This window comes from Scandinavium sp. NPDC088450, from assembly GCF_044900545.1.
GTDB lineage: Bacteria > Pseudomonadota > Gammaproteobacteria > Enterobacterales > Enterobacteriaceae > Scandinavium.
In genome coordinates, this window is record NZ_JBJDNI010000002.1 from 198038 (window position 1) to 220004 (window position 21967).

17 protein-coding genes are annotated in these 21967 nt (G+C 55.5%); 14 read left to right on the forward strand and 3 right to left on the reverse strand.

Annotated features, from left to right (window positions below):
- Positions 1 to 8: 8 nt before the first annotated feature.
- The 11 genes from dppD to ACI2I2_RS03580 all read left to right on the forward strand — a co-directional run bounded on the left by dppD (position 9) and on the right by ACI2I2_RS03580 (position 14708).
- On the forward strand, positions 9 to 992 hold the full coding sequence (gene dppD, locus ACI2I2_RS03530) for a dipeptide ABC transporter ATP-binding protein (RefSeq protein ID WP_330984747.1): 984 nt from the start codon (positions 9 to 11) through the stop codon (positions 990 to 992).
- Complete coding sequence (gene dppF / locus ACI2I2_RS03535; RefSeq protein WP_404656644.1) at positions 989 to 2002, forward strand: dipeptide ABC transporter ATP-binding subunit DppF; 1014 nt, start codon at positions 989 to 991, stop codon at positions 2000 to 2002. The genes dppD and dppF overlap by 4 nt, the downstream gene beginning before the upstream one ends.
- A gap of 490 nt (positions 2003 to 2492) precedes the next feature.
- On the forward strand, positions 2493 to 3065 hold the full coding sequence (bcsO, locus tag ACI2I2_RS03540; RefSeq protein ID WP_404656645.1) for a cellulose biosynthesis protein BcsO: 573 nt from the start codon (positions 2493 to 2495) through the stop codon (positions 3063 to 3065).
- Positions 3056 to 3862, forward strand: coding sequence for a cellulose biosynthesis protein BcsQ (bcsQ, locus tag ACI2I2_RS03545; protein WP_404656646.1), 807 nt, complete (start codon positions 3056 to 3058; stop codon positions 3860 to 3862). The genes bcsO and bcsQ (ACI2I2_RS03545) overlap by 10 nt, the downstream gene beginning before the upstream one ends.
- A gap of 17 nt (positions 3863 to 3879) precedes the next feature.
- The gene (bcsA, locus tag ACI2I2_RS03550) at positions 3880 to 5985 is read left to right on the forward strand and encodes a UDP-forming cellulose synthase catalytic subunit (RefSeq protein WP_404656647.1); all 2106 of its coding nucleotides are present in this window, start codon (positions 3880 to 3882) and stop codon (positions 5983 to 5985) included.
- The gene (bcsB, locus tag ACI2I2_RS03555) at positions 5982 to 8510 is read left to right on the forward strand and encodes a cellulose biosynthesis cyclic di-GMP-binding regulatory protein BcsB (protein WP_404656648.1); all 2529 of its coding nucleotides are present in this window, start codon (positions 5982 to 5984) and stop codon (positions 8508 to 8510) included. Before bcsA (ACI2I2_RS03550) ends, bcsB begins: the two co-directional genes overlap by 4 nt.
- Entirely contained in the window at positions 8507 to 12562 is a 4056-nt protein-coding gene (locus ACI2I2_RS03560; protein ID WP_404656649.1) for a cellulose synthase subunit BcsC-related outer membrane protein, read from the forward strand. The genes bcsB and ACI2I2_RS03560 overlap by 4 nt, the downstream gene beginning before the upstream one ends.
- 1 nt (position 12563) lies before the next feature.
- A complete protein-coding gene (gene bcsD / locus ACI2I2_RS03565) occupies positions 12564 to 13037 on the forward strand; it encodes a cellulose biosynthesis protein BcsD (protein ID WP_404656650.1) in 474 nt (157 codons plus the stop codon).
- 11 nt (positions 13038 to 13048) lie between these two features.
- Positions 13049 to 14038 carry a glycosyl hydrolase family 8 gene (locus ACI2I2_RS03570; RefSeq protein WP_404656651.1) on the forward strand — a complete coding sequence of 330 codons (990 nt, stop codon included), beginning with the start codon at positions 13049 to 13051 and terminating at the stop codon, positions 14036 to 14038.
- Between the two features lie 167 nt (positions 14039 to 14205).
- A complete protein-coding gene (gene yefM / locus ACI2I2_RS03575; protein WP_404656652.1) occupies positions 14206 to 14457 on the forward strand; it encodes a YoeB-YefM toxin-antitoxin system antitoxin YefM in 252 nt (83 codons plus the stop codon).
- A complete protein-coding gene (locus ACI2I2_RS03580; RefSeq protein ID WP_404656653.1) occupies positions 14454 to 14708 on the forward strand; it encodes a Txe/YoeB family addiction module toxin in 255 nt (84 codons plus the stop codon). Before yefM ends, ACI2I2_RS03580 begins: the two co-directional genes overlap by 4 nt.
- Before the next feature lie 41 nt (positions 14709 to 14749).
- On the opposite strand, the gene bcsG is transcribed toward ACI2I2_RS03580, so the two are convergent.
- The 3 genes from bcsG to bcsE are packed head-to-tail and all read right to left on the reverse strand — an operon-like array spanning position 14750 to position 18175.
- Positions 14750 to 16429, reverse strand: coding sequence for a cellulose biosynthesis protein BcsG (bcsG, locus tag ACI2I2_RS03585; RefSeq protein ID WP_404656654.1), 1680 nt, complete (start codon positions 16427 to 16429; stop codon positions 14750 to 14752).
- Positions 16422 to 16619, reverse strand: a complete 198-nt coding sequence (gene bcsF, locus ACI2I2_RS03590; protein WP_404656655.1) for a cellulose biosynthesis protein BcsF — start codon at positions 16617 to 16619, stop codon at positions 16422 to 16424. The genes bcsG and bcsF overlap by 8 nt, the downstream gene beginning before the upstream one ends.
- On the reverse strand, positions 16616 to 18175 hold the full coding sequence (gene bcsE, locus ACI2I2_RS03595) for a cellulose biosynthesis c-di-GMP-binding protein BcsE (protein ID WP_404656656.1): 1560 nt from the start codon (positions 18173 to 18175) through the stop codon (positions 16616 to 16618). The genes bcsF and bcsE overlap by 4 nt, the downstream gene beginning before the upstream one ends.
- Before the next feature lie 215 nt (positions 18176 to 18390).
- Between bcsE and bcsR the strand changes: the two genes are divergently transcribed.
- From bcsR to bcsA (ACI2I2_RS03610), 3 genes are read left to right on the forward strand one after another with little or no spacing between them, the layout of a single operon-like run.
- The gene (gene bcsR, locus ACI2I2_RS03600) at positions 18391 to 18579 is read left to right on the forward strand and encodes a cellulose biosynthesis protein BcsR (protein WP_404656657.1); all 189 of its coding nucleotides are present in this window, start codon (positions 18391 to 18393) and stop codon (positions 18577 to 18579) included.
- A 10-nt stretch (positions 18580 to 18589) separates the two neighbouring features.
- A complete protein-coding gene (bcsQ, locus tag ACI2I2_RS03605) occupies positions 18590 to 19342 on the forward strand; it encodes a cellulose biosynthesis protein BcsQ (RefSeq protein ID WP_404656658.1) in 753 nt (250 codons plus the stop codon).
- Entirely contained in the window at positions 19339 to 21957 is a 2619-nt protein-coding gene (bcsA, locus tag ACI2I2_RS03610; protein WP_404656659.1) for a UDP-forming cellulose synthase catalytic subunit, read from the forward strand. Before bcsQ (ACI2I2_RS03605) ends, bcsA (ACI2I2_RS03610) begins: the two co-directional genes overlap by 4 nt.
- Positions 21958 to 21967 lie beyond the last annotated feature (10 nt).

Consider the following 21967-nt stretch of genomic DNA (forward strand, 5'->3'; position numbering starts at 1 on the left):
GGCACGAGATGGCGTTATTAAATGTAGATAAATTATCAGTGCACTTCGGAGACGAAGGCACCCCGTTCCGTGCCGTAGACCGCATCAGTTACAGCGTTAAGCAAGGTGAAGTGGTCGGCATCGTGGGCGAATCTGGCTCCGGTAAATCCGTGAGCTCGCTGGCTATCATGGGCTTGATTGATTATCCCGGCCGCGTGATGGCTGAAAAGCTGGAATTTAACGGTCGCGATTTGCAGCGCATTTCCGAAAAAGAACGCCGCCAGTTGGTGGGCGCGGAAGTGGCGATGATTTTCCAGGACCCGATGACCAGCCTGAACCCGTGCTACACCGTCGGTTTCCAGATAATGGAAGCTATCAAGGTGCATCAGGGCGGGAACAAGAAAACCCGTCGCCAGCGCGCGATTGATTTGTTGAACCTGGTGGGCATTCCTGATCCGGCATCACGTCTCGATGTCTATCCGCACCAGCTTTCCGGTGGGATGAGCCAGCGTGTGATGATTGCGATGGCGATTGCCTGTCGTCCGAAACTGCTGATTGCCGATGAACCGACCACCGCACTGGATGTGACCATCCAGGCACAGATCATCGAGCTGCTGCTGGAGCTTCAACAGAAAGAGAACATGGCGCTGGTTCTGATCACTCACGATCTGGCACTGGTGGCCGAAGCGGCACATAAAATCATCGTGATGTATGCAGGTCAGGTGGTTGAAACGGGCGCAGCGCAGGATATTTTCCGTGCTCCGCGCCATCCTTATACTCAGGCATTGCTTCGTGCGCTGCCGGAGTTTGCGCAAGATAAAGCGCGTCTGGCCTCGCTGCCGGGTGTGGTACCGGGTAAATATGACCGTCCGAACGGTTGTCTGCTCAACCCGCGCTGCCCGTACGCGACGGACAAATGCCGCAGCGTTGAACCTGAACTGAATCTGGTGGATAACGGACGTCAGTCTAAATGCCACTTCCCCCTCGATGATGCCGGGAGGCCGACACTATGAGTACGCACGAGGCCACCTCACAGCAGCCGCTGTTGCAGGCAATCGACCTGAAAAAACACTATCCGGTGAAGAAGGGGATTTTCGCCCCGGAACGCCTGGTGAAAGCACTGGACGGCGTTTCCTTCACGCTGGAACGGGGCAAAACGCTGGCCGTAGTAGGGGAATCCGGCTGTGGAAAATCCACGCTCGGCCGCCTGCTGACCATGATTGAAGTGCCGACCGGCGGTGAGCTCTATTATCAAGGGCAAGACCTGCTTAAGCCTGATGTCAGCGCAGAAAAACTGCGTCGCCAGAAGATTCAGATCGTGTTCCAGAACCCGTACGGTTCTCTGAACCCGCGTAAAAAAGTCAGCCAGATTCTGGAAGAGCCGCTGCAAATCAACACCACGTTGAGCAAAGCAGAGCGTAAGGAAAAAGTGCTGGCGATGATGGCGAAAGTAGGCCTGAAAGCCGAACATTACGACCGCTATCCTCACATGTTCTCTGGTGGTCAGCGCCAGCGTATCGCTATCGCCCGTGGCCTGATGCTTGACCCGGACGTGGTGATTGCCGATGAACCTGTCTCCGCGCTGGACGTGTCCGTGCGTGCGCAGGTGCTGAACCTGATGATGGATTTGCAGCAGGATATGGGCCTGTCGTACGTGTTTATTTCACACGACCTGTCGGTGGTAGAGCACATCGCTGATGAAGTGATGGTGATGTACCTCGGTCGCTGTGTGGAGAAAGGCACCAAGGACCAGATCTTCAATTATCCTCGTCACCCGTATACGCAAGCGCTGCTCTCTGCGACTCCGCGTCTGAATCCAGATGAGCGCCGTGAACGTATCAAGCTGACCGGCGAGCTGCCAAGTCCGCTGAATCCGCCGCCGGGCTGTGCGTTCAACGCACGTTGCCGTCGCCGTTTCGGGCCTTGCACGCAGTTGCAGCCACAGCTGAAAGAGTACGGTGGGCAACTGGTCGCCTGCTTTGCGGTCGATCAGGATGAAAACGGTGAGAAGCCGCTGGCTTAATTTGCTTTAAGTCATTTACGACAAAGCCGGAGCCTTCAGCTCCGGTTTTTTTATTGGCGGCAAAAGAGGGCTTTCCGTTAATTGATTAAATGTAACGATAAATTTCATTTAATGTAAAAAAGTTTCCATAAAGAAAAATAACGCTAAAGTATTAGTCCTGGTATCTTCCGTTTTTCATCAAACTCTATTACGGTTTGCGGATTAAGTAGTATGTTCTATTGCTGATAAGGCAAATAGAAAGTACAAAACACTGTGCTATTTGAAGGCAGAAAAAAAGATGGCGGCGGTTCACTTTCCAGGTGAATATTGCGCTAAATAAAACCTGCCCTTAATTAACAGTAAATCCGTGCTTAATAGTTACGCATGGTAATTAACTCATCGATGGGTTTAGCGTTCGCATTTTAACAAAATACACTATGCTGTAATTGGATGGACTCCGCATAAAACAGCAAGTTACTGTCGTAATATATTTGTGAATCATGGGGTTACTATGAACCATTATGATGATTTGCAGCGGTTTAAGGACAAAACGCGTACGCAAAGCCTCGACTTCAAGGATCTTTCTGCGCAAACCGCTGCCAGCGAGCGCGGTGATTGGGCGATCCTTGATCAGCTGTCACCGTCCACAGAAAAAGAAACCACGTTGGCGATGGGCGGGTCTGTCTCGCAAATTGTCCCGCAGCCCGTTTCTGCCGATGCTTTTGTTCCACATGACGTTTCGCCAGCGCGCGCCGTTTCACACGTTGATGTGCCGCACGAGACTCGTTCAGCTTCGATTATGCAAAGCGTCACGGCGCAAATGACGCCGCAGGTTGAACCTGAAGCCGTTGAGGAAAGCGCACCACAGGCCGTTATTCAACCGCAACCGGCCCCCGCTATTGTGCCACCTGTTCAACCGGCCGCGCCTGTCTCAAGACCGTCTGCACCCGCCGCGACGAGTGACGCGGTGAACTACTCTCGGCTCTTCGCGCCTAAAACCGCCGACATTCCGGGTAAAGCTGAAAAAGAAGAGAAAGATCAGCCCTTAAAATCATTGCTGGAAAGGATTGCTTCATGCCGTTAATTTGCGTCTGCTCCCCCAAGGGAGGTGTAGGTAAAACCACTCTCGCGGCTAACCTGACTTATGCGTTAGCGCGTGCAGGCAGTAAAGTGCTGGCGATTGATTTCGATGTGCAGAACGCGTTGCGTCTGCATTTTGGTGTGCCGCTCTCCGATGAGCGCGGCTATGTTGGCAAATCGTCAGAGTCCTTTGACTGGAGCCAGCACGTGCTGGGCGCGGGCAGCAACATGTTTGTGCTGCCCTACGGTGAAGTGACCGAACAGCAGCGCGTTGAATTCGAAGACAAATTGACCAACGATGAACATTTTCTGGCTCGCGGCCTGGGCACGTTGCTCAATTACCCTGGGCTGATTATCGTGGCCGATTTCCCTCCTGGCCCGTCCGCGGCGCTGAAAGCCATGACGCCGTTGGCGGATATCCATCTGGTGACGCTGCTGGCCGACACGGCCTCAATGTCACTCTTACCGCATGTGGAAAACAACCGGCTAACCGGTGAAGCGCTAAACCACAAGCATGGTCATTTTTTTGTTGTTAACCAAAGCGATAGCCGCCGACAAATCAGCCGTGATGTGACCGCCTTTATGGAAGAACGGCTGGGTGAGCAACTGATCGGCATCATTCATCGCGATGAAAGCGTGATTGAAGCTAACGCCTCACAGAAATCGATATTTGAATTCAGCCCGGCGTCTGCCGCTGCGTTTGATATTGAAATCATTGCTAAAAAAGTTGCCGCCAAGCTGGGCATCAAAGTTGGGGATGGCACGGTTCATAACATGCCACGCATGTCAGCCGGGCTTTAATACATTCAGGGTCGCCTATGAAAAAGTTTCTCTTTTGGTTGCTGGTGTTGGCACTGGCACCGATTGCCATACTTGTGATTGCTACGCCCATGGACAGCCAGAAACAGTTTATTTTCGGCTTGCTGAGCATTGGCATTCTTTTCCTGATGGGATTCAGTAAACGGCGCAGTATCTCGGTTATCATGGTGGTGACGTCGCTGCTGATGTCGACCCGATATATGTATTTTCGCCTGACGCAAACGCTGCATTTTAATTCAGAAATAGAAGCCATCCTCGGAACAGGGTTATTTCTGGCGGAAGTCTATATCTGGATAATGCTGCTGCTGAACTATTTGCAGACCGTCTGGCCGTTAAAGCGCGATATTACGCCGCTGCCGGATGATATGTCGTTGTGGCCAACGGTGGATGTCTATATCCCAAGCTACAACGAACCGCTGGAAGTGGTACGCGATACCGTGCTGGCGGCGCAGTGTATCGACTACCCGAAAGACAAAATCAAAATCTACCTGCTGGATGACGGCAAGCGCAGTGAATTTGCGGTGTTTGCTGCGGATGTGGGGGTGGGGTATATCACCCGTCCGGACAACAAACACGCCAAAGCGGGCAACCTGAACCACGCGATGAAGCTCACCAAAGGCGAGCTGATTTGTGTTTTCGACTGCGACCACGTAGCAACGCGAGTTTTCCTGCAGGCGACGGTTGGCGGCTTCTTAAAAGACCCGAAACTGGCGCTGGTGCAGACGCCACACTACTTCTACTCGCCAGACCCGTTTGAACGTAACCTTTCCGTAGGCCGCGATATTCCTAACGAAGGGATGCTGTTCTACGGGCCGATTCAACAGGGCAACGACAACTGGAACGCGACTTTCTTCTGCGGTTCCTGTGCGGTGATCCGCCGCAGTGCGCTGGAAGAGATTGGCGGTTTTGCGGTAGAAACCGTGACCGAAGATGCGCACACCGCGTTGAAGATGCAGCGTCTTGGCTGGAAATCTGCGTTTATCGATATCCCACTGGCCGCTGGGCTTGCGACGGAGCGTCTGGTTCTGCACGTTATCCAGCGAACCCGCTGGGCGCGCGGCATGACCCAGATTTTCCGTATGGATAACCCGCTGTTTGGGCGTGGGCTCACATTCCAGCAGCGCCTGTGTTATCTCAGCGCCATGATGTACTACCAGTTTGCTCTGCCGCGTGTGGTGTTTGTCACCGCGCCGCTGGCGTATCTGTTGTTTAACCTCAACATCATTCACTCTTCCGCGAGCCTGATTGTCGCTTACGCCTTGCCACACCTGTTCCTGGCAATCTACGTCGGCTCGCGAATGAATGGCCGCTATCGTTACAGCTTCTGGGGCGAAATCTACGACATCGTGCTGGCCTTCCACCTGGTGCTGCCGACGCTTATCACCATGATTTTCCCGAAACGCGGCAAGTTCAACGTGACCGACAAAGGCCAGTTGCTGGATGTAGGCTATTTCGACTTCACGGTGGTGCGCCCGCATCTGGTGGTGGCGTTCTTGCTGGGGGCCGCGGTGATTGCCGGTATTGTCAGGGCTATCGGTCATGACTACTTCGGCTCAGACCCGAGCGTTATCGCCCTGAACGTTGGCTGGGGCGCTTACAGCCTTATCTTCCTGCTGGCGGCCATCGCGGTGGCGCGTGAAACCAAACAAACCCGTAAAACTATCCGTATCGATGTCGATATTCCGGTGTTGATCCACTATGCCAGCGGCATTGTGTCTCGCAGCACCACCGCTGACCTGTCAATGGGCGGCTGCCGCGTGGTGGTTCAGGATGAGCGTCATCTGAATGATGAGATTGAAGAAGTGGAACTGATCCTCGGCTCCGGCGCGATTTCGATTCCGGCGAAAATGATTGCCTCGGACGAGCGCTATATTCGCCTGATGTTTGAAGAAAACATGCCGCTGTCGCGCCGCCGTGAGCTGGTACGTGTGGTGTTGTCTCGTGCCGATGCCTGGATCAATCCGCCGCGTCCGCAGGACAACCCGTTCCGCTCGTTCGTGACCATTTTACGCTGCGTCTTTGACCTGTTCTGGCTGTCCTGGAAATCGCGTAAGGAGAATCGTCGCGCGCGTGCGGCGATGGCAAAAGGGGAAGGCCGAGTATGAAACGAATGACGACGCTGGCGTTGCTGATGGGCACGCTGCTGGCGCCTTCTGTCCACAGCGACGACACGCCATCAGCGCCGATGAGCTTCCCGTCTCCGATTGCTGAAAGCGGGGATGCAGCACCTGACAGCCAGAGTGCGCCTGCAACCAGTGCGACTGCGCCTGATGCGGCAGCAGCGGAAGGGGATGCGGCACCAGACTCAACGGCTGCACCTGATACCACGGCGGCACCTGATACGACGGCTGCACCCGATACCACGACGACAACGCCTGAAACCACTCCGGCACCGGAGGCAAACAGCACACCTGCTGCGGTCGTTCCGCCTCCGACTCTGCCACCCGTTCAGGATGACACCACGCCAGCGCTCGGTGGCCTGGTTCCCTCAATGGTCAGCAGCCTGAACCTGTCGCAAATGGGGATGCCGGAAGGGGTGATCCTCAGCGGCGGGCAGCTCCAGGGCGGCGCTGATTTTACGCTGCCTGGTGATCAGGTGGTCACCACAGCACAGCTGAATCTTGATGTGAAAGTTTCGCCAGAAATGGCGACCCGTAACGCTACGCTGCAATTAATGCTCAACGGCCAGCCGTTAGGCACCGTGCCACTGGGCGCGGCAGAAAATGACATTTCCCACTATCAGCTCGACGTTCCGGCGGCGCTGATGGTGTCGAGCAACAACCTGAGTTTCAAAATTAACGACGGCGATGCTCAGCAGTGTCTGCGTGACCTGACGGATAAATATCGCGTGGTGATCATGCCGACTTCCCGTTTTAACTGGGAAGGGCAGCAACTGGATATTGGTTCTGATTTGAGCCACTTCCCACGCCCGTTTTTCGACAGCATGCAGATGACGCCTGCCAGCGTTTCCGTGAGCTTCCCGGCACGCGTGACGCCTGATGAAGTGGGCGCGGCGGCGATAGTCTCTTCCTGGCTGGGGATTCAGGCGGATTACCGAGGGATCTCCTTCGATGCGCTGCATGACCGCCTGCCGGATAAACACGGTATCGTGATTGGGCATCCTGGTGAGCAGGTTGGCGGGCTGACGTTGCCGCAAACCAGCAAGCCGCTGCTGAAAATCATTCCGAACCCGGCGAACCCGGTTTATAAACTGCTGCTGATTGTCGGCAACGATGAAACCGCGCTGCGTGCAGCGGCCTGGCGGCTGACGAAGGGCAACTTTGCCCTGCAAACAGCCAGCAGCGATATCGATCCGCAGGCGATCCCCGTGAGCCGTCCTTACGATGCGCCGCGTTGGATCGCAACCGATCGTCGGGTGAAAATCAGCGATCTGATCCGTAAAGATCAGAGCACGACCGTCAGCGGGGTATGGCATGAGCCGCTGCGTGTGGCGTTCCGTGCAGCGCCAGATTTGTACTTGTGGGATGGCGAAACTATTCCGCTGCAGATTGGCTACCGTTTCCCGTCTGAAAGCTGGATTGATGAGCAGAAATCCTTGCTGAGCGTGACGCTCAACAACACTTTCCTGCGCAATCTGCCGATGAACAAGCAAGGGCTGCTGGAGTCGCTGTGGCACAAACTCGGTGGTGACGCTCGTCAGGAACAGTTCACCATTCCGCTGGAGCCGTACCTGATTTACGGTGACAACCAGATGTCGCTCTATTTCAACGTGGTGCCGAAAGACAGCGCCCCGTGCAGCGTACTGCTCAACAACAACATCAAGAGCCGGATAACCGACGACTCGTGGATTGATTTGAGCCACACCCGCCACTTCGCGCTGCTGCCGAACCTGTCGTATTTTGTCGGGGCTTCGTTCCCGTTCACGCGCCTCGCGGACTACTCACAGACCGTGTTACTGCTGCCGGAAAAACCGTCTGAAATGCAGATTACCACGATGCTGAACATGACCGCGCGTTCCGGTAATGCCACCGGTACCGCGCTTGGCAACAACAAAGTGGTGATGGGCATTCCGGCAGGTGGGGCGAATCTGGAGTATCTGCGTAACCGTGATGTGCTGGCGGTCAGTGGTCTCGATCAGAAAGCCTTCAACCAGAGTTTGCTGGAGAACTCGCCTTATACCGTCACCGATAACACCCTTGGCGTGCGTGGGGCCACCACGTGGCAAAAACTGCAGCGCTGGATGGTTGGCGACTGGACGGCAGATGGGGTTGACGCAGACCGTTACTTCTCCTCCAACAGCTCCTGGCGTGGGTTTATCAGCTATCGCTCGCCGTGGAACAGTGATCGTCTGGTGGTGACCGCCATCGGCAGTAACGACGAGCAGCTGTCGCACTTGTATGACGACCTGAATTCACCGCGCATCAACGCCGGGATCCGTGGCGACACCTCAATCATCACCAATGAAAACGGGGTGCGCAGTTTCCGCGTCAGCACTCAGTTCCCAAGCGGGCAAATGCCGTGGTACATGATGGCCATCTGGTATGCCAACCAGCACTCCGGCCTGCTGGCGATCCTGGGGCTGATTGCCACCACGATAATGGGCGTGGCGCTCACCGCCATGTTCCGCCGTCATGCTCGTAAGCGCCTGAATCCGGGGGAAGATAAATGAAAAGAGCCACCCCAATGAAAACACCTAAGCTGCGCAGGCTTTCCACGCTGTGCCTTTCCGGCGCGCTGGCGTTCGGGGCGATGGACAGCGCCCTGGCGGCGGGCAACGATGCGGCGATGAAAGCGCTGTTCGATCAGGCGCAGTACTGGCATGAAAAATCCCATGACGACCTGGCGATGGACTCGCTGAAGAAAGTGCTGATGGTCGACCCCAACAACACTCAGGCGCTTTACCTGATGGCGTTGTGGAACCAGCAGAGCGGCAACATGCAGGCGTCCGCGCAGTGGCGTGAGCGTCTGGCGAAAGCCTCGCCGAATGACAACGGCTTACAGGAGCTGGATAACGCCCGCAAAATGGCGAAAGTCCCGCAGGGCCAGCTAAACCTTGCCCGTCAGCAGGCGCGTAGCGGCAATATTCCCGCAGCACTGACCACCTGGCGCAGCATGTTTAACGGCAACCAGCCGCCTCAGGCGCTGGCGGCGGAATACTACATGACCATGGCGAGCGATAAGTCGCTCTACCCTCAGGCATTAAGCGAGCTGCGAGGCTACGTGGCGCAGCATCCGCAGGATAACGCCAGCCGTGTGGCGCTCGGCAAAGTGCTGACCTGGCGTGAAGACTCACGCCGTGAAGGTATCGAGATGCTGGAGCCGATGGCGAGCGGCAACAAAGAAGCGGATGCCGGGTTACGTCAGGCGCTGTTGTGGCTGGGGCCGCAATCGGGCGATGACCAGTATTACAACACCTGGATGCAGCGCCACCCGCAGGATTCGGCGGTACAGGCGTACTACCGTGAACATGTGGGCGGGCTGGCGAAAGGCCAGGGTTATACCGATCTCAACAGCGGTAATACCGCGGGCGCGAAACAGCAGTTCGAGCAGGTTTTACAGACCAACCCGGAAGATGCTGATGCGCTGGCGGGAATGGGCTATATCGCTCAGCGTAATGGCGATTATCAGGCGGCGGCACAATACCTTAACCGTGCAGCCGCACTGGGTGGCGATGCTTCCGCATCACGCAAAGAACAGGCGCTCGACGCGCAATTCTATGGGCAACTGGCACAGGCACAGGCGGCTTATAAGCAAGGCAACGTCAGCCAGGCGCTGGCGCTGTCTGCTCCGCTGGCAGAACAAAGCGGCACACGAGGCACAGCCGCCAAGCTGTTCCGTGCTGATGTGCTGCGTCACAACAAAGATTATCCGCAGGCGGAACAGACGCTGCGTTCGTTGCTTAACGATCAGCCGCAAAACGCCTCCGCGCGTGAAAACCTGTATTACGTGCTGCGCGATCAGAACAAAACGGAAGAAGCCCAGGCGATGCTGCGCACGCTGCCAGCCAGTTTGCAGGCTAAGCTGTCGCCGAAAGTGGTGACTGGCGTGCCGGGTGATGGCATTCGCCGTCAGGCACAACAACTGGCGGTCAACGGCAATACACAGCAGGCCATTGCCACGCTGCAACAGGGCGTGGCGCGTTATCCGGACGATCCGTGGATGCGTCTGGACCTCGCCCGTTTGCTGCAAAAATCAGGCAACAGTGGCGAAGCCGCTTCGGTAATGGCGGCCGCCTATCGCCCGGGAGCCAGCAGTAACTCGCTTTATGCTGCTGCGCTGTTTGCCAGCGAGCAGGGGGCATGGCAGCAATCGCAGTCACTGTTGTCGCGTATTCCAGCTTCAGCGCAAACTCAGCAAATGCGGGATTTGCGCCAGCGTGTGAACTACAACCTGCAAATGGCGACAGCACAAAGCTATCTGGCCCAAGGCAATACTGTCGCCGCCGCAAACACCCTGAAAGCGCTGGCGGCGACGCCGCCGAAAGATCCGGCGGATGTCGGTAAACTGGCACGTATGCTGGCGGATAGCGGTGATATGAATACGGCTGTTTCGCTGGTGCGGAACAACATTAGCCAGGGCGTGCAGGGCAACGTGGGCGATTACGCCGACCAGGTGACAGTACTGAATCAGGCCGGGTTAACGCGTGAAGCGCAGACGCTGCTGTCGAATCCTACCTTACAGGCCAGCAGCACGCCGACGCAGCTGGCAAGCATTCGTAATGGTTACGTGATCAACGATGCCGATAGGCTGCGTGAGCAAGGCAACTATGCCGGGGCTTACGACAAACTGATTGGCGCGCTGCAAAACGATCCGCAAAACACCGACCTGATGTTTGCCATGGCGCGTCTGTATCAGACGGGCAAAATGAACAAAGAAGCGGGTGTCGTTTATGACTACCTGATGACGCGTGACACGCCAACGCAGGATGCCCGCGCGGGTGCAATCGATGTGGCGTTGGCACAAGGCAACGACGATCGCGCTGCGGATTTGGCGAAAGGATTACGTAACGACAACACGCCTGATCGCTTACTGCTGCTGGCTCGCGTGGAAGAAGCGCAGGGCCACCATCAGCAGGCCATGACTTATCTGCGTAGCGCGCGCGGCAAGCTGGTGGGGCTGGAGTCCTCCAACAACGCTCAGACACCAACGGTGGGCGGTTTGCTGATGGCAGATAACCCGTTCATCGGCACCTCGAAAACACAGGTTCCGCCGCGCACGGCTTCAGCCTATGGCACCACGCTGCCGTGGCAGGTCGGGCAGGTGGCTGCTGATCCGGGCACGGCGTATCCGGGCACTCAGCGTACCGATTTGCCAGTGGATACTGCCCAAACCCGTACGCTGCGCCAGGTTGACACCATGATGCAGCAGCTCGAAGAGAAAACCGGTACCTGGCTGCAAGCGGGCATGCAGGTTCGCAGCCGCGATGGGGAATCGGGCACCAGTAAACTCACTGAAATGAAAGCGCCGCTGACGTGGTCTTCTTCCCCGTTTGGCGACGCACGCTTTGATTTCACCGTCACACCAGTGACGCTCAGCGCCGGGGCTGCAACTGGCGATGCCTGGCGTCGCTACGGTTCGAATCCGCTCTCAAATGCGGTATCGAACATCACCACCACTGCAACAAATGAACAGAAAGCCATTGCGAATATGACTGCCGCAGAGCGCGCGGTTTACTTCGCCGCGAACCCGGGGGCCGCAGCGTTGGCCGGATTGGGCACGCTAGACCCGGCTGATTTCAATGCCACAACCGATAGCGGAATGGAGAATCTGGCGAAGCTTGGCGCGTACGACGGCGGGAGAGTGGCTTCCTATCTGGCGGCCTCCAACCAGAAACCGAACGTGAATCAGCCGGGCGATGTCTCGACGGATTCGCAAAAGGCCAACGGCGTTGAGCTGGGGATGGCGCTGAGTGGTGACGATTACAAGATTGATATCGGCAGTACGCCGCTCGGGCAGGATCTCAATACGCTGGTCGGCGGCGTGAAATGGTCGCCGAAGCTGACGAACTATCTGTCGCTTATCTTCACCGGCGAGCGCCGTTCGCTGACCGACAGCCTGCTTTCGTATGTTGGGCTGAAAGATCAGTATTCCGGCAAAACCTGGGGTCAGGTGACGAAAAACGGCGGTGACGTTCAACTGAGCTATGACGATGGTGATGCCGGGTTCTATGTGGGCGCGGGTGGCTACAGCTATCTCGGCGACAACGTGGAAAGCAACACCAGCTTTAATGCCAACGCCGGGGTCTATCTGCGTCCGTATCACGATGAATACCAGACGCTGCAAACCGGGCTCAGCATGAGCTACATGGACTTCTCGAAGAACTTAAGCCAGTTCACCTTCGGGCAGGGCGGCTACTTCAGTCCGCAGAACTATGTCAGCGTGTCGCTGCCGGTGGATTTGACGCAGAAATACAACAACTGGACGCTGAAAGTGGGCGGCGCGGTCGGCTATCAGTCCTACAGTCAGGATGAAAGCCCGTACTTCCCAACGCAGTCCGGCTGGCAGCAGTCGTTAGAAAACGCTGTGGCTAACGGGTTCGCAAAAGAGGCGTACTACAAGGGTACCACCGAAAACGGCATGGGTTACACCGTGCGCGCGGGTGCAGATTATAAGGTCAATCATCAGATGACCATTGGCGGTCAGGTGGGTTACGACACCTTTGGGAGTTATAACGAAAGCACCGCCGCGCTCTACTTCCGTTACATGTTGGGAGATTATTAAAATGACGGACAACACCGCCTCCACCGCGCTGGCGTGGTTTCAACAGCAACAGACACCTGCGGGCTGGTTTGATCTCCTGACCATCATGGTCGATGGGATGGTGCGTAATGCGGGTGAAGTGGAAAGCCAGCCGTTTCTGCGTCAGATGGGCCAGCAGCTTGCGGAGAGTTGGCCGCTGCCCGAATCGGAAACGCTGGGGCAACTGGAGAGCAACATCAACCACTTCCTGACGTTGTTCAAGTGGGGCGTTATCACCCTGCACACCGGCGAAAACGGCATTCTTATCCGCCATCAGGCGTTGCCCGTCAGCCGTGATGAGGAACAACAGATGCGCTGGTGCAACGCATTTTGTACGATACTGGAAGGGCTTTACGCTCGCTGGCTGCAAGCGCAGGGCGGCGGCGACCATGTGCTGCTACAGCGGGAACGGATTTGGTCCGTGACCGATGTACAGTTCCGCTACTTCAATCCATAAGAGTGACTGCTATGCTGGTGCGACTGCTGATAGCGATGACAGTGCTGATGTCGGGTTTTGCCCGGGCAGACGCCTGGGAGAGCTTTAAATCCCGTTTTGTGATGCCTGACGGGCGAGTGGTGGACACCGGCAATGGCAATGTGTCGCACACGGAAGGCCAGGGGTTTGCCATGTTGATGGCGGTTAATCTTAACGACCGCCCGACGTTTGATAAGCTCTGGCAGTGGACGAACGCGACGCTAAAAAACAAGGATAACGGCCTGTTTTACTGGCGCTACAACCCGGTCGCCGCTGATCCGATCACCGATAAAAACGATGCCACCGACGGCGACATGATGATTGCCTGGGCGCTGCTGAAAGCGCAAAAGCAGTGGCGGGAAAACAGCTACGGCATGGCGTCCGATGAAATCACCCGCGCGTTGCTCAAACACACAGTGATCACTTATGCCGGGTACAAAGTCATGTTGCCTGGAGCAAACGGCTTTAACCTCAACAGCTATATCAATCTCAACCCTTCGTATTTTATCTTCCCGGCCTGGAAAGCATTTGCCGACAGAACACATCTGGTGGCGTGGCGAGATTTACAGCGAGACGGGCAGAAGCTGCTTGGCAAAATGGGCTGGGGCAATGCCAACCTGCCGACAGACTGGGTCAGCCTGAGCGCGGACGGCAAAATGAAACCCGCCGACCAGTGGAAACCCCGGATGAGCTACGACGCGATTCGCATTCCGCTCTACATCCGCTGGCAAGACCCGCAAAGCCCACTGCTGACACCGTGGAAAGCCTGGTGGGGACGCTATCAGCGTGAAAAAACGCCAGCCTGGGTTAACGTGCTCAGCAATGAAACTTCGCCTTATCCAATGAACGGTGGCCTGCTGGCTGTGCGTGATTTCACGATGGGCAATAACCCGGGCGAACCGCAAATCACCGCGCAGGATGACTATTACTCCGCCAGCCTGAAAATGCTGACCTGGCTCGCTGAACGAGATATTACGAAGTAGCGACAGCGTTTTGCGAGGCGCTTTCAGGAATGGGAACGGCGCTATTTACAGCAAACTTCCGGGGGGTACACTGCCCAAAAGTGAATCACCGGTGAAAGTATATGGATGTTGACTGGTCAAATATGCATCGAAGTTGTACAGTAACTAGTACAATGATGGAGGTGCCCTTGCGTACAATCACTTATAGCGAAGCTCGACAAAAATTGTCGGAAACCATGATGCAGGCCGTTGAAGGGAGTGAGCCCGTTCTGATTACCCGACAGAATGGGGATGACTGTGTACTGATGTCTTTGAAAGAGTACAACGCGCTGGAAGAAACCTTCCATCTGCTGCGTTCCCCAGAAAATGCCCGCCGCTTACTGCAATCTATCGAGCAATTAAATACCGGGCAAAGCCTGGAAAGGGACATCATTGAATGAAACTGATCTGGGCAGCGGATGCCTGGAAGGATTATCTCTGGTGGCAAGAGCATGACCGGTCGGTGCTTACCAGGATCAATGAACTGATTAAAGAGTGTCTGCGAACGCCCTTTTCTGGCAAAGGGAAACCTGAGCCGTTGCGACATACCCTGAAAGGGCTCTGGTCACGCCGAGTCACCGGCGAGCACCGGCTGGTGTATAAGGTGACTGATGAGGCGCTGCTGATCATTGCTTGTCGGTATCATTATTAATAAAAAACCCGCTGCGAGAGCGGGTTTTTTGTGGTCGAAGCTTACTGAGGATAAGGCACCCAGTCGCCGCCGTTGAGACGGACATACGGTTTACCCTGGTACTGAATCACGACGGCGTTCGAGTTTTCTGAGACCGGTGCAGTCTGTGGCAGATTGCTGGTGTACTGATCCCAGTTCACGCTGTCTTCGGTAAACATTTTGCCGTCAACCGCGCGGGCCACCAGTTCAGAGATTGCCAGGTAGCTGCTCGGCTGGTCGATTTCAATCGCAGAGCCCTGATGCGGCGCTTTCATACCAAAGAACTTGATAGCGGCTGGCACGTTGGTGATGTTCGGGCTTGGGATATCGCGCAGGCCAGAGACTTGCATCTTATCGCCCTTCAGCGCGCCACCGTGCTCTGGTGCGACCACGACCATCACTTTACGGCCCGATTTTTCCAGCTCGGTGAAGAACGAATCAAGCTCATCAAACAGCTTCTGCGCACGCACTTTGTAATCTGCTGTTTTGCTTTGCCCGGCAAAATGGTTGCCGTCATGCAGCGGCAGAATATTAAAGAAGGTCGCTGTTCGTTCACCGTTCTCTTTGCCTTCGCCTTCCAGCCAGCGATTCAGCACCGCCAGGTCGTCGTAGACAGGCGAACCGTCAAACCCAAGCAGGTTCACTGGCAGACCTTTCTGATCCATCAGTGGCGCTTGCATATCGCCATAGTTACGCAGCTCTTTCAGGAAGTCGCCAAATACGCCGTTGTGGCCCAGCATCAGCTGGTTTTTGAAGCCCAGCGTGGCAAGGTTATCAAACAGATAGCACTGTTTTCCGGCCGGTGAATAGAGGTTGGTGTGCGAGGGCTGTCCGCAGCTGGCGCGCAGTAAACGAATGGCAGCCGGGCCGCTGTAGGAGGTCGCTGAGTTAAAGTGTTTGAACACAATATCGAAATGCGACCACAGCGGGTGCTGCATCAGGCCTGCGGCCTCAATGTCATCCCACGACAGGGAGCAGATGTTGATCACCAACAGCTCAAACGGCTGGGCATCCGCAGGCAATGCCGTTGGGAAGGTGGTCTGGCGTTTATCTTCTGCAGCATAGAAGCTAGACAGCCAGGCATTCAGGTTCGCCGACGTCGGTGGGGCAGTCTGTGCAGGAATATCCCCCACCACAGGTTTTGCGTTAGCCGTGGCGATAGTTGCCGCAGCCGTTCCACCAGTGGTGGTCACGGTGCCGGTTTGCTGGCCGCCCGGGAACAGAGAGAAGTTCGGCCCGACGACGGTTATCAGGTTCAGCCACAGCATCGCCGCCACGATAAACACCGTGACGCGCACCCACTGGGATAAAAACAGCCACGCCACGAGGCCAACGAAGAACAGCCCGACCATCTGCCAGTTAATAAAACGGGTCACCAGGTCGAGGATGTAATCCATACTGAAGCCCGCCAGCTGCGAGCCCTGGCTGAAAATACTTTCCGGGCCCGGCAGCCAGGTGTCATGCCAGAACAGCGCAAAGCCAATCGGAATGGCAATCCAGTGGCGCCATTTGTGCAGCTTGCTGTTGGGGATCGGCATCAACAAAAATGCCATAAAGACCAGGTTCTGCAGCGCGTGAAAATTCAGATAGCCTGCCCACAGCAGGCCAAACTTCACCAGAAAGTAGAAGTTCCAGCCGGAGAGGCCGCGCCAGTACTGCCAGAAAGGTGACGGGGAGACGGCGGTTTTAGTTGGTTTAGTCATCTTTTTGCTTTGCCTTGACGTGCCCGGTCCTGTGCAATGTGCCTGCCGGTTTGACATAACGAGGTTTGAAAAACATCAGTCTGAGCGTCGTTTCAATACGACGGAAAAAGTGGCGCGCGATATAGCCCAGCGGGAAAAAAATCAGCGCACACAGGACAACCAATTGAATAATATCGGCAATGGACATCATTTTTGTGATTCTCCCTGTGTCTGCCCCAGATGAAGTGGCTCAGGGAAGCGGCGCCAGCTACGGCCGTCGTGCGTGGCATTCATCACTTCGTTCCTGTCCGTCGTGAGCGGCAGCGGCGCTGTCCAGTGCTCAGCGGTAACGGCTTTCATCTGCACGATTTCCGCAGTGATTTGCTTGTCTTCAAACCAAATCATTCGGTTGGAGAAAATATCCCCCGTCGGCAGCGGGAAGATGTGGTTGAGCGCGGTATCCAGATCGTTGATGCGGCAGAACGTTAAGAACAGCACCAGACGATTATCACCAATGGTCATAATATCGCCAAGACGGTTTGGGCGGCACAGCGTGAGCGCTTGCTCCACTCTCAGGCCTGGCACCGGGCGCAGAGCGACCATCACCCCTTTGTTGTCATCAGGCAGCAGAGGGTTGTTCATGATGTTGTGCACAGCGTCGCAGAAAATATCCCACTTCTGGTAGCCGCGCAGTTTCAGCGGTTGGGTCATCGCCAGCAGGGTACCAATCTCGTCCGGAACGTGGCGCTGGAACTGTTGTTTTTGCACACTTTCCACCAATGTCAGGCAGCGTGAGAGTGGGGCATTCCACGGCACCACCAGGTTCGCGCCGCAGCCCAGCAGCAGGCGTTCATCCGTTGCGCGCAGGCAGGCTGTGGTTTCACGAACCACAATCTTCATTGCGCTTCCGCGTTGTCGACGTAGGGTATGAATGTAGTGTGCCAGTTGTTCTATCTGACTGGTTTGCTCTACGGAGAAGATTATCGTGGCGGCCTGTGCTGAACGGGAAGCGTTAAAGACGGCATCGTTAGTGTCGAAAACTGACCAGTATTCTGACAGCGGTGGCGCACCTTCCAGCGCCACTTTGGTGCTGAGCACGTCTTTTTCATCACTACGAGGCTGCACCACAGCTTCCTCTTCTTCCGCCAGTTTCCATAACTTATCGTGATACTTCACGCGTAATTGCTGGCGCGCACTGACCCCTTTCTCGTTCCCCCAGAAAGCAATATCAAACAGGTGGCTGTCGCCCTGAAAACGTAAACTTGCCAGACCGGAAAGGGCTCGATATTCGCTCAATAATAGCGACAGTTGCGCATCGATATTGTTACCAGGATTAAGCACCAGCAAAGAGCAATGGTAGTATTCGGCCCAACGCTGAGCGCTATTTAGCCAGGATCGTAAACGTTCGGCGGGAATATTCTGCCAGGTATTATCGGCACACAAGAGGATAAATAAGTAGCCTGCGGGTTCTAATGAACAGAGCAGATCCCGACGCATCGAGTATAGCCCATTTTCATTTTTTGGCATGGTGAACAGGCGTATTTTTTCAGGACCGTGAGAGTCATTCAGTTTCACTATCGTGTGGGGTTTTTCCCCCATCGTGATGACGGCGATTTTGGCGTCAGAAGCCTGTGCTGCAATCGTTTGATTCAGCAAGCTTACGGCATCATCCCGACGTTCAACATTCATCCACCACACACCGCCTAAGGGCATATGGCTAACTTCGTCCCATAGGGACTGGATTCCAAGTGAAAATACAGGGTCCACGGCATCCCTCGTGTGCAAATTAACTCACTCTCAGTTTACTAGCAAAAGAGTCAGATTAAACCTAACATTGAAATTAAAGAGTAACAGATTTAGCATGTAAACGAATTTTCCGATCGGGCACAGTGTATCGAAAAGCAGAACCCGCGTTGAGTCCCGCGAATCAAAGAAATGTCCGATACGTTTATCCACGAAATGTCCGATGAAGGGTTAAAGCTATGTCTGAGAATGAACTCCGGACACCATCTGATACAACGCCTGGCTACACCTTCCAGAATGACTTTTTGGCATTAAGCCGGGCATTCTCATTGCCGGAAATAGATTACACCGATATTTCCCAGCGCGAGCATCTTGCTGCCGCCTTAAAGCGTTGGCCGCTGCTGGCAGAGTTTGCGGAACATAAATAAGGAAGCCTGAATGGCCATTTTGGGATTGCAGGGCCTGCGAGGCGGCGTCGGAACAACATCGCTGACGGCAGCGCTGGGTTGGTCATTACAGATGCTGGGTGAATCCGTCATCGTGGTCGACGCGTGTCCGAATAATATGCTGCGTTTTTGTTTCAATGACAGCATTTCGCACCATGATGGCTGGGCGCGGGCATTACTCGATGGAGGGGACTGGCGACAGGCCGGTATGCGATACACCTCTCACGTCGATTTTCTCCCCTTTGGCCAGCTTTCAGCCACAGAACGTTTAAATCTTCAGGTTTTGACCCCGGTACTGAATCAGGCGGTTGAAATTATCCAGACTTTGCATCAGCAGGGTCAGCATCAATGGGTGCTGGTCGATCTCCCGCATGAGAGTGCGCCGTGGCTCCAGCCGCTGGTTGAAGCCTGTCATCATGTGGTGACGGTGGTCAATCCGGACGCGAACACACATATTCGCCTGCATCAGCAAGTGCTGCCAAAACATGGTCACATCTTGATTAACGACCTGCGCGTGGGCAGCCAGATTCAGGATGACCTGCATCGCATCTGGCTGCAAAGCCAGCACCGTTTGCTACCGGTAGTTATTCATCGTGATGAAGCCATGGCCGAGTGCCTGGCAGCAAAACAACCTTTAGGCGAGTACCGCAGTGACTCTTTGGCCGCCGAAGAGATGATTACCTTTGCTAACTGGTGCCTGATGCATTACGCCGGTATTCCGGCGGCAGTGGAGTCCTCTTCATGATACGCCTGACCGCTCTGCTGCTGGCACCGGAAGCGGGGGCACGCCTGCGCGCGCGGTATCAGGATTATCGAACTCATAAAGCGTCGTGGTTTGGTGCCACGCTGGGCTGTTTCTGGGTCGCTCTGGCCTGGATTTTCCTGCCGCTGGAGCATCCTCGCTGGCAGCGCATTCGGGAGAATCACGCCGAATTTTATCCTCACATCAATCCTCATCGCCCGCGTCCGCTGGACCCGATTCGCTACCTGCTGCAAAGCGTGTGGCTGGTGGCAACTCGGCCGACGGAAGAGAAGAAAAACTTCGACTGGCAAGGCTTCAAGAAGATGGCGGGCGTTCGCGGACGTTACCACCAGTGGCTGGAAGATTTGCCGGAGCGAATGAGCAAAAAAACAGCGCACCTCGACCATAAAAAAGAGCTGGCGCATGTGAACCCGAAAGTGCGTAAAGCCATTCTCGGCGTCGTTATTTTCTGTTCGCTGTTGTTGGCGTTGGTCTGCGTGACTCAACCGTTTAACCCGATGTCGCAGTTCATTTTCCTGCTGCTGCTTTGGGGCGTGGCGCTGCTGGTGCGCCGCATGCCGGGGCGTTTCTCGGCGCTGATGCTGATTGTGTTATCGCTTACGGTGTCATGCCGTTATATCTGGTGGCGCTACACTGCCACCCTGAACTGGAACGATCCGGTCAGCCTGACCTGCGGCCTCATTTTGCTTTTCGCAGAAACCTACGCCTGGATCGTGCTGGTGCTGGGGTATTTCCAGGTTATCTGGCCGCTGAATCGCCAGCCTGTGCCGATGCCTAAAGACATGTCGCAGTGGCCTGCGGTCGATATTTTTGTCCCGACCTACAACGAAGACCTGAACGTGGTGAAGAACACCCTTTACGCCTCGCTCGGGATCGACTGGCCGAAAGACAAGCTGAATATCTGGATCCTGGATGATGGCGGACGTGAAGAGTTCCGCCAGTTTGCGAAAGACGTCGGGGTGGAGTACATCGCGCGTACCACGCATGAACACGCCAAAGCCGGTAACATCAACAATGCGCTGAAGCACGCCAAAGGCGAGTTTGTGGCGATTTTTGACTGTGACCACGTGCCGACCCGCTCGTTCCTGCAAATGACCATGGGCTGGTTCCGCAAGGACAATAAACTCGCCGTCATGCAGACGCCGCACCACTTCTTCTCGCCTGATCCGTTTGAACGTAACCTCGGGCGTTTTCGTAAAACGCCAAACGAAGGCACGCTGTTCTATGGCCTGGTGCAGGACGGCAACGACATGTGGGATGCCACGTTCTTCTGCGGTTCCTGTGCGGTTATCCGCCGTGAACCGCTGGATGCCATTGGCGGTATTGCGGTAGAAACGGTGACAGAAGATGCGCACACTTCTCTGCGTTTGCACCGTCTGGGCTACACCTCCGCTTACATGCGAATCCCACAGGCGGCTGGCCTGGCGACAGAAAGCCTGTCGGCGCACATTGGTCAGCGTATTCGTTGGGCGCGCGGTATGGTGCAAATCTTCCGTATGGATAACCCGCTGTTGGGTAAAGGGCTGAAGATGGCGCAACGTATCTGTTATGCGAACGCTATGCTCCACTTCCTTTCAGGCGTGCCACGGTTGATCTTCCTCACCGCGCCTTTGGCGTTCTTGCTGCTGCATGCCTACATCATCTACGCCCCGGCGCTGATGATTGCGCTGTTCGTCTTGCCGCACATGATCCACGCCAGCCTGACTAACTCCAAAATACAGGGCAAATACCGCCACTCGTTCTGGAGTGAAATCTATGAAACGGTGCTGGCCTGGTATATCGCACCGCCGACTATCGTGGCGTTGATTAACCCGAAAATCGGTAAGTTTAACGTCACCGCCAAAGGCGGTCTGGTCAAAGAAGAGTATGTCGACTGGGTGATTTCACGTCCGTATCTCTGGCTGGTGTTGCTGAATTTACTGGGGATTGGATTCGGTATCTGGCGCTACTTCACCGGGCCGGAGAATGAAATTCTCACCGTCTGGGTCAGTATCGTGTGGGTGTTCTACAACCTGATTATTCTCGGTGGCGCGGTCGCGGTATCGGTGGAAAGCAAACAGGTTCGCCGCTCTCACCGTGTGGAAATGAGGATGCCAGCCGCGATTGCACGCGAAGACGGGCACCTGTTCTCTTGTACGCTGCACGATTTCTCTGACGGCGGTGTCGGCCTGAAAATCAACGGCCAGGCGCAGGTGCTGGAAGGGCAGCGAGTGAATCTTCTGCTCAAACGCGGCCAGCAGGAATATGCCTTCCCGACGCAAGTGGTTCGCGTCTACGGCAGCGAAGTGGGCCTGCAACTGCTGCCGATGTCCACGCGTCAGCATATTGATTTTGTTCAGTGTACTTTTGCCCGTGCCGATACCTGGGCGCTGTGGCAGGACAGCTTCCCGGAAGACAAACCGCTGGAGAGCATGCTGGACATTTTGAAACTGGGGTTCCGGGGTTATCGCCACCTTGCGGAGTTCGCGCCGCCTTCGGTGAAATTTATTTTCCGATCGCTTCTTTCACTGGTTGCCTGGATTGTCTCTTTTGTCCCGCGTCGCCCCGAGCGCGCTGCGATCACGACGCATCCACAATCGGCAATGGCTCAACAATGATGATTCTATG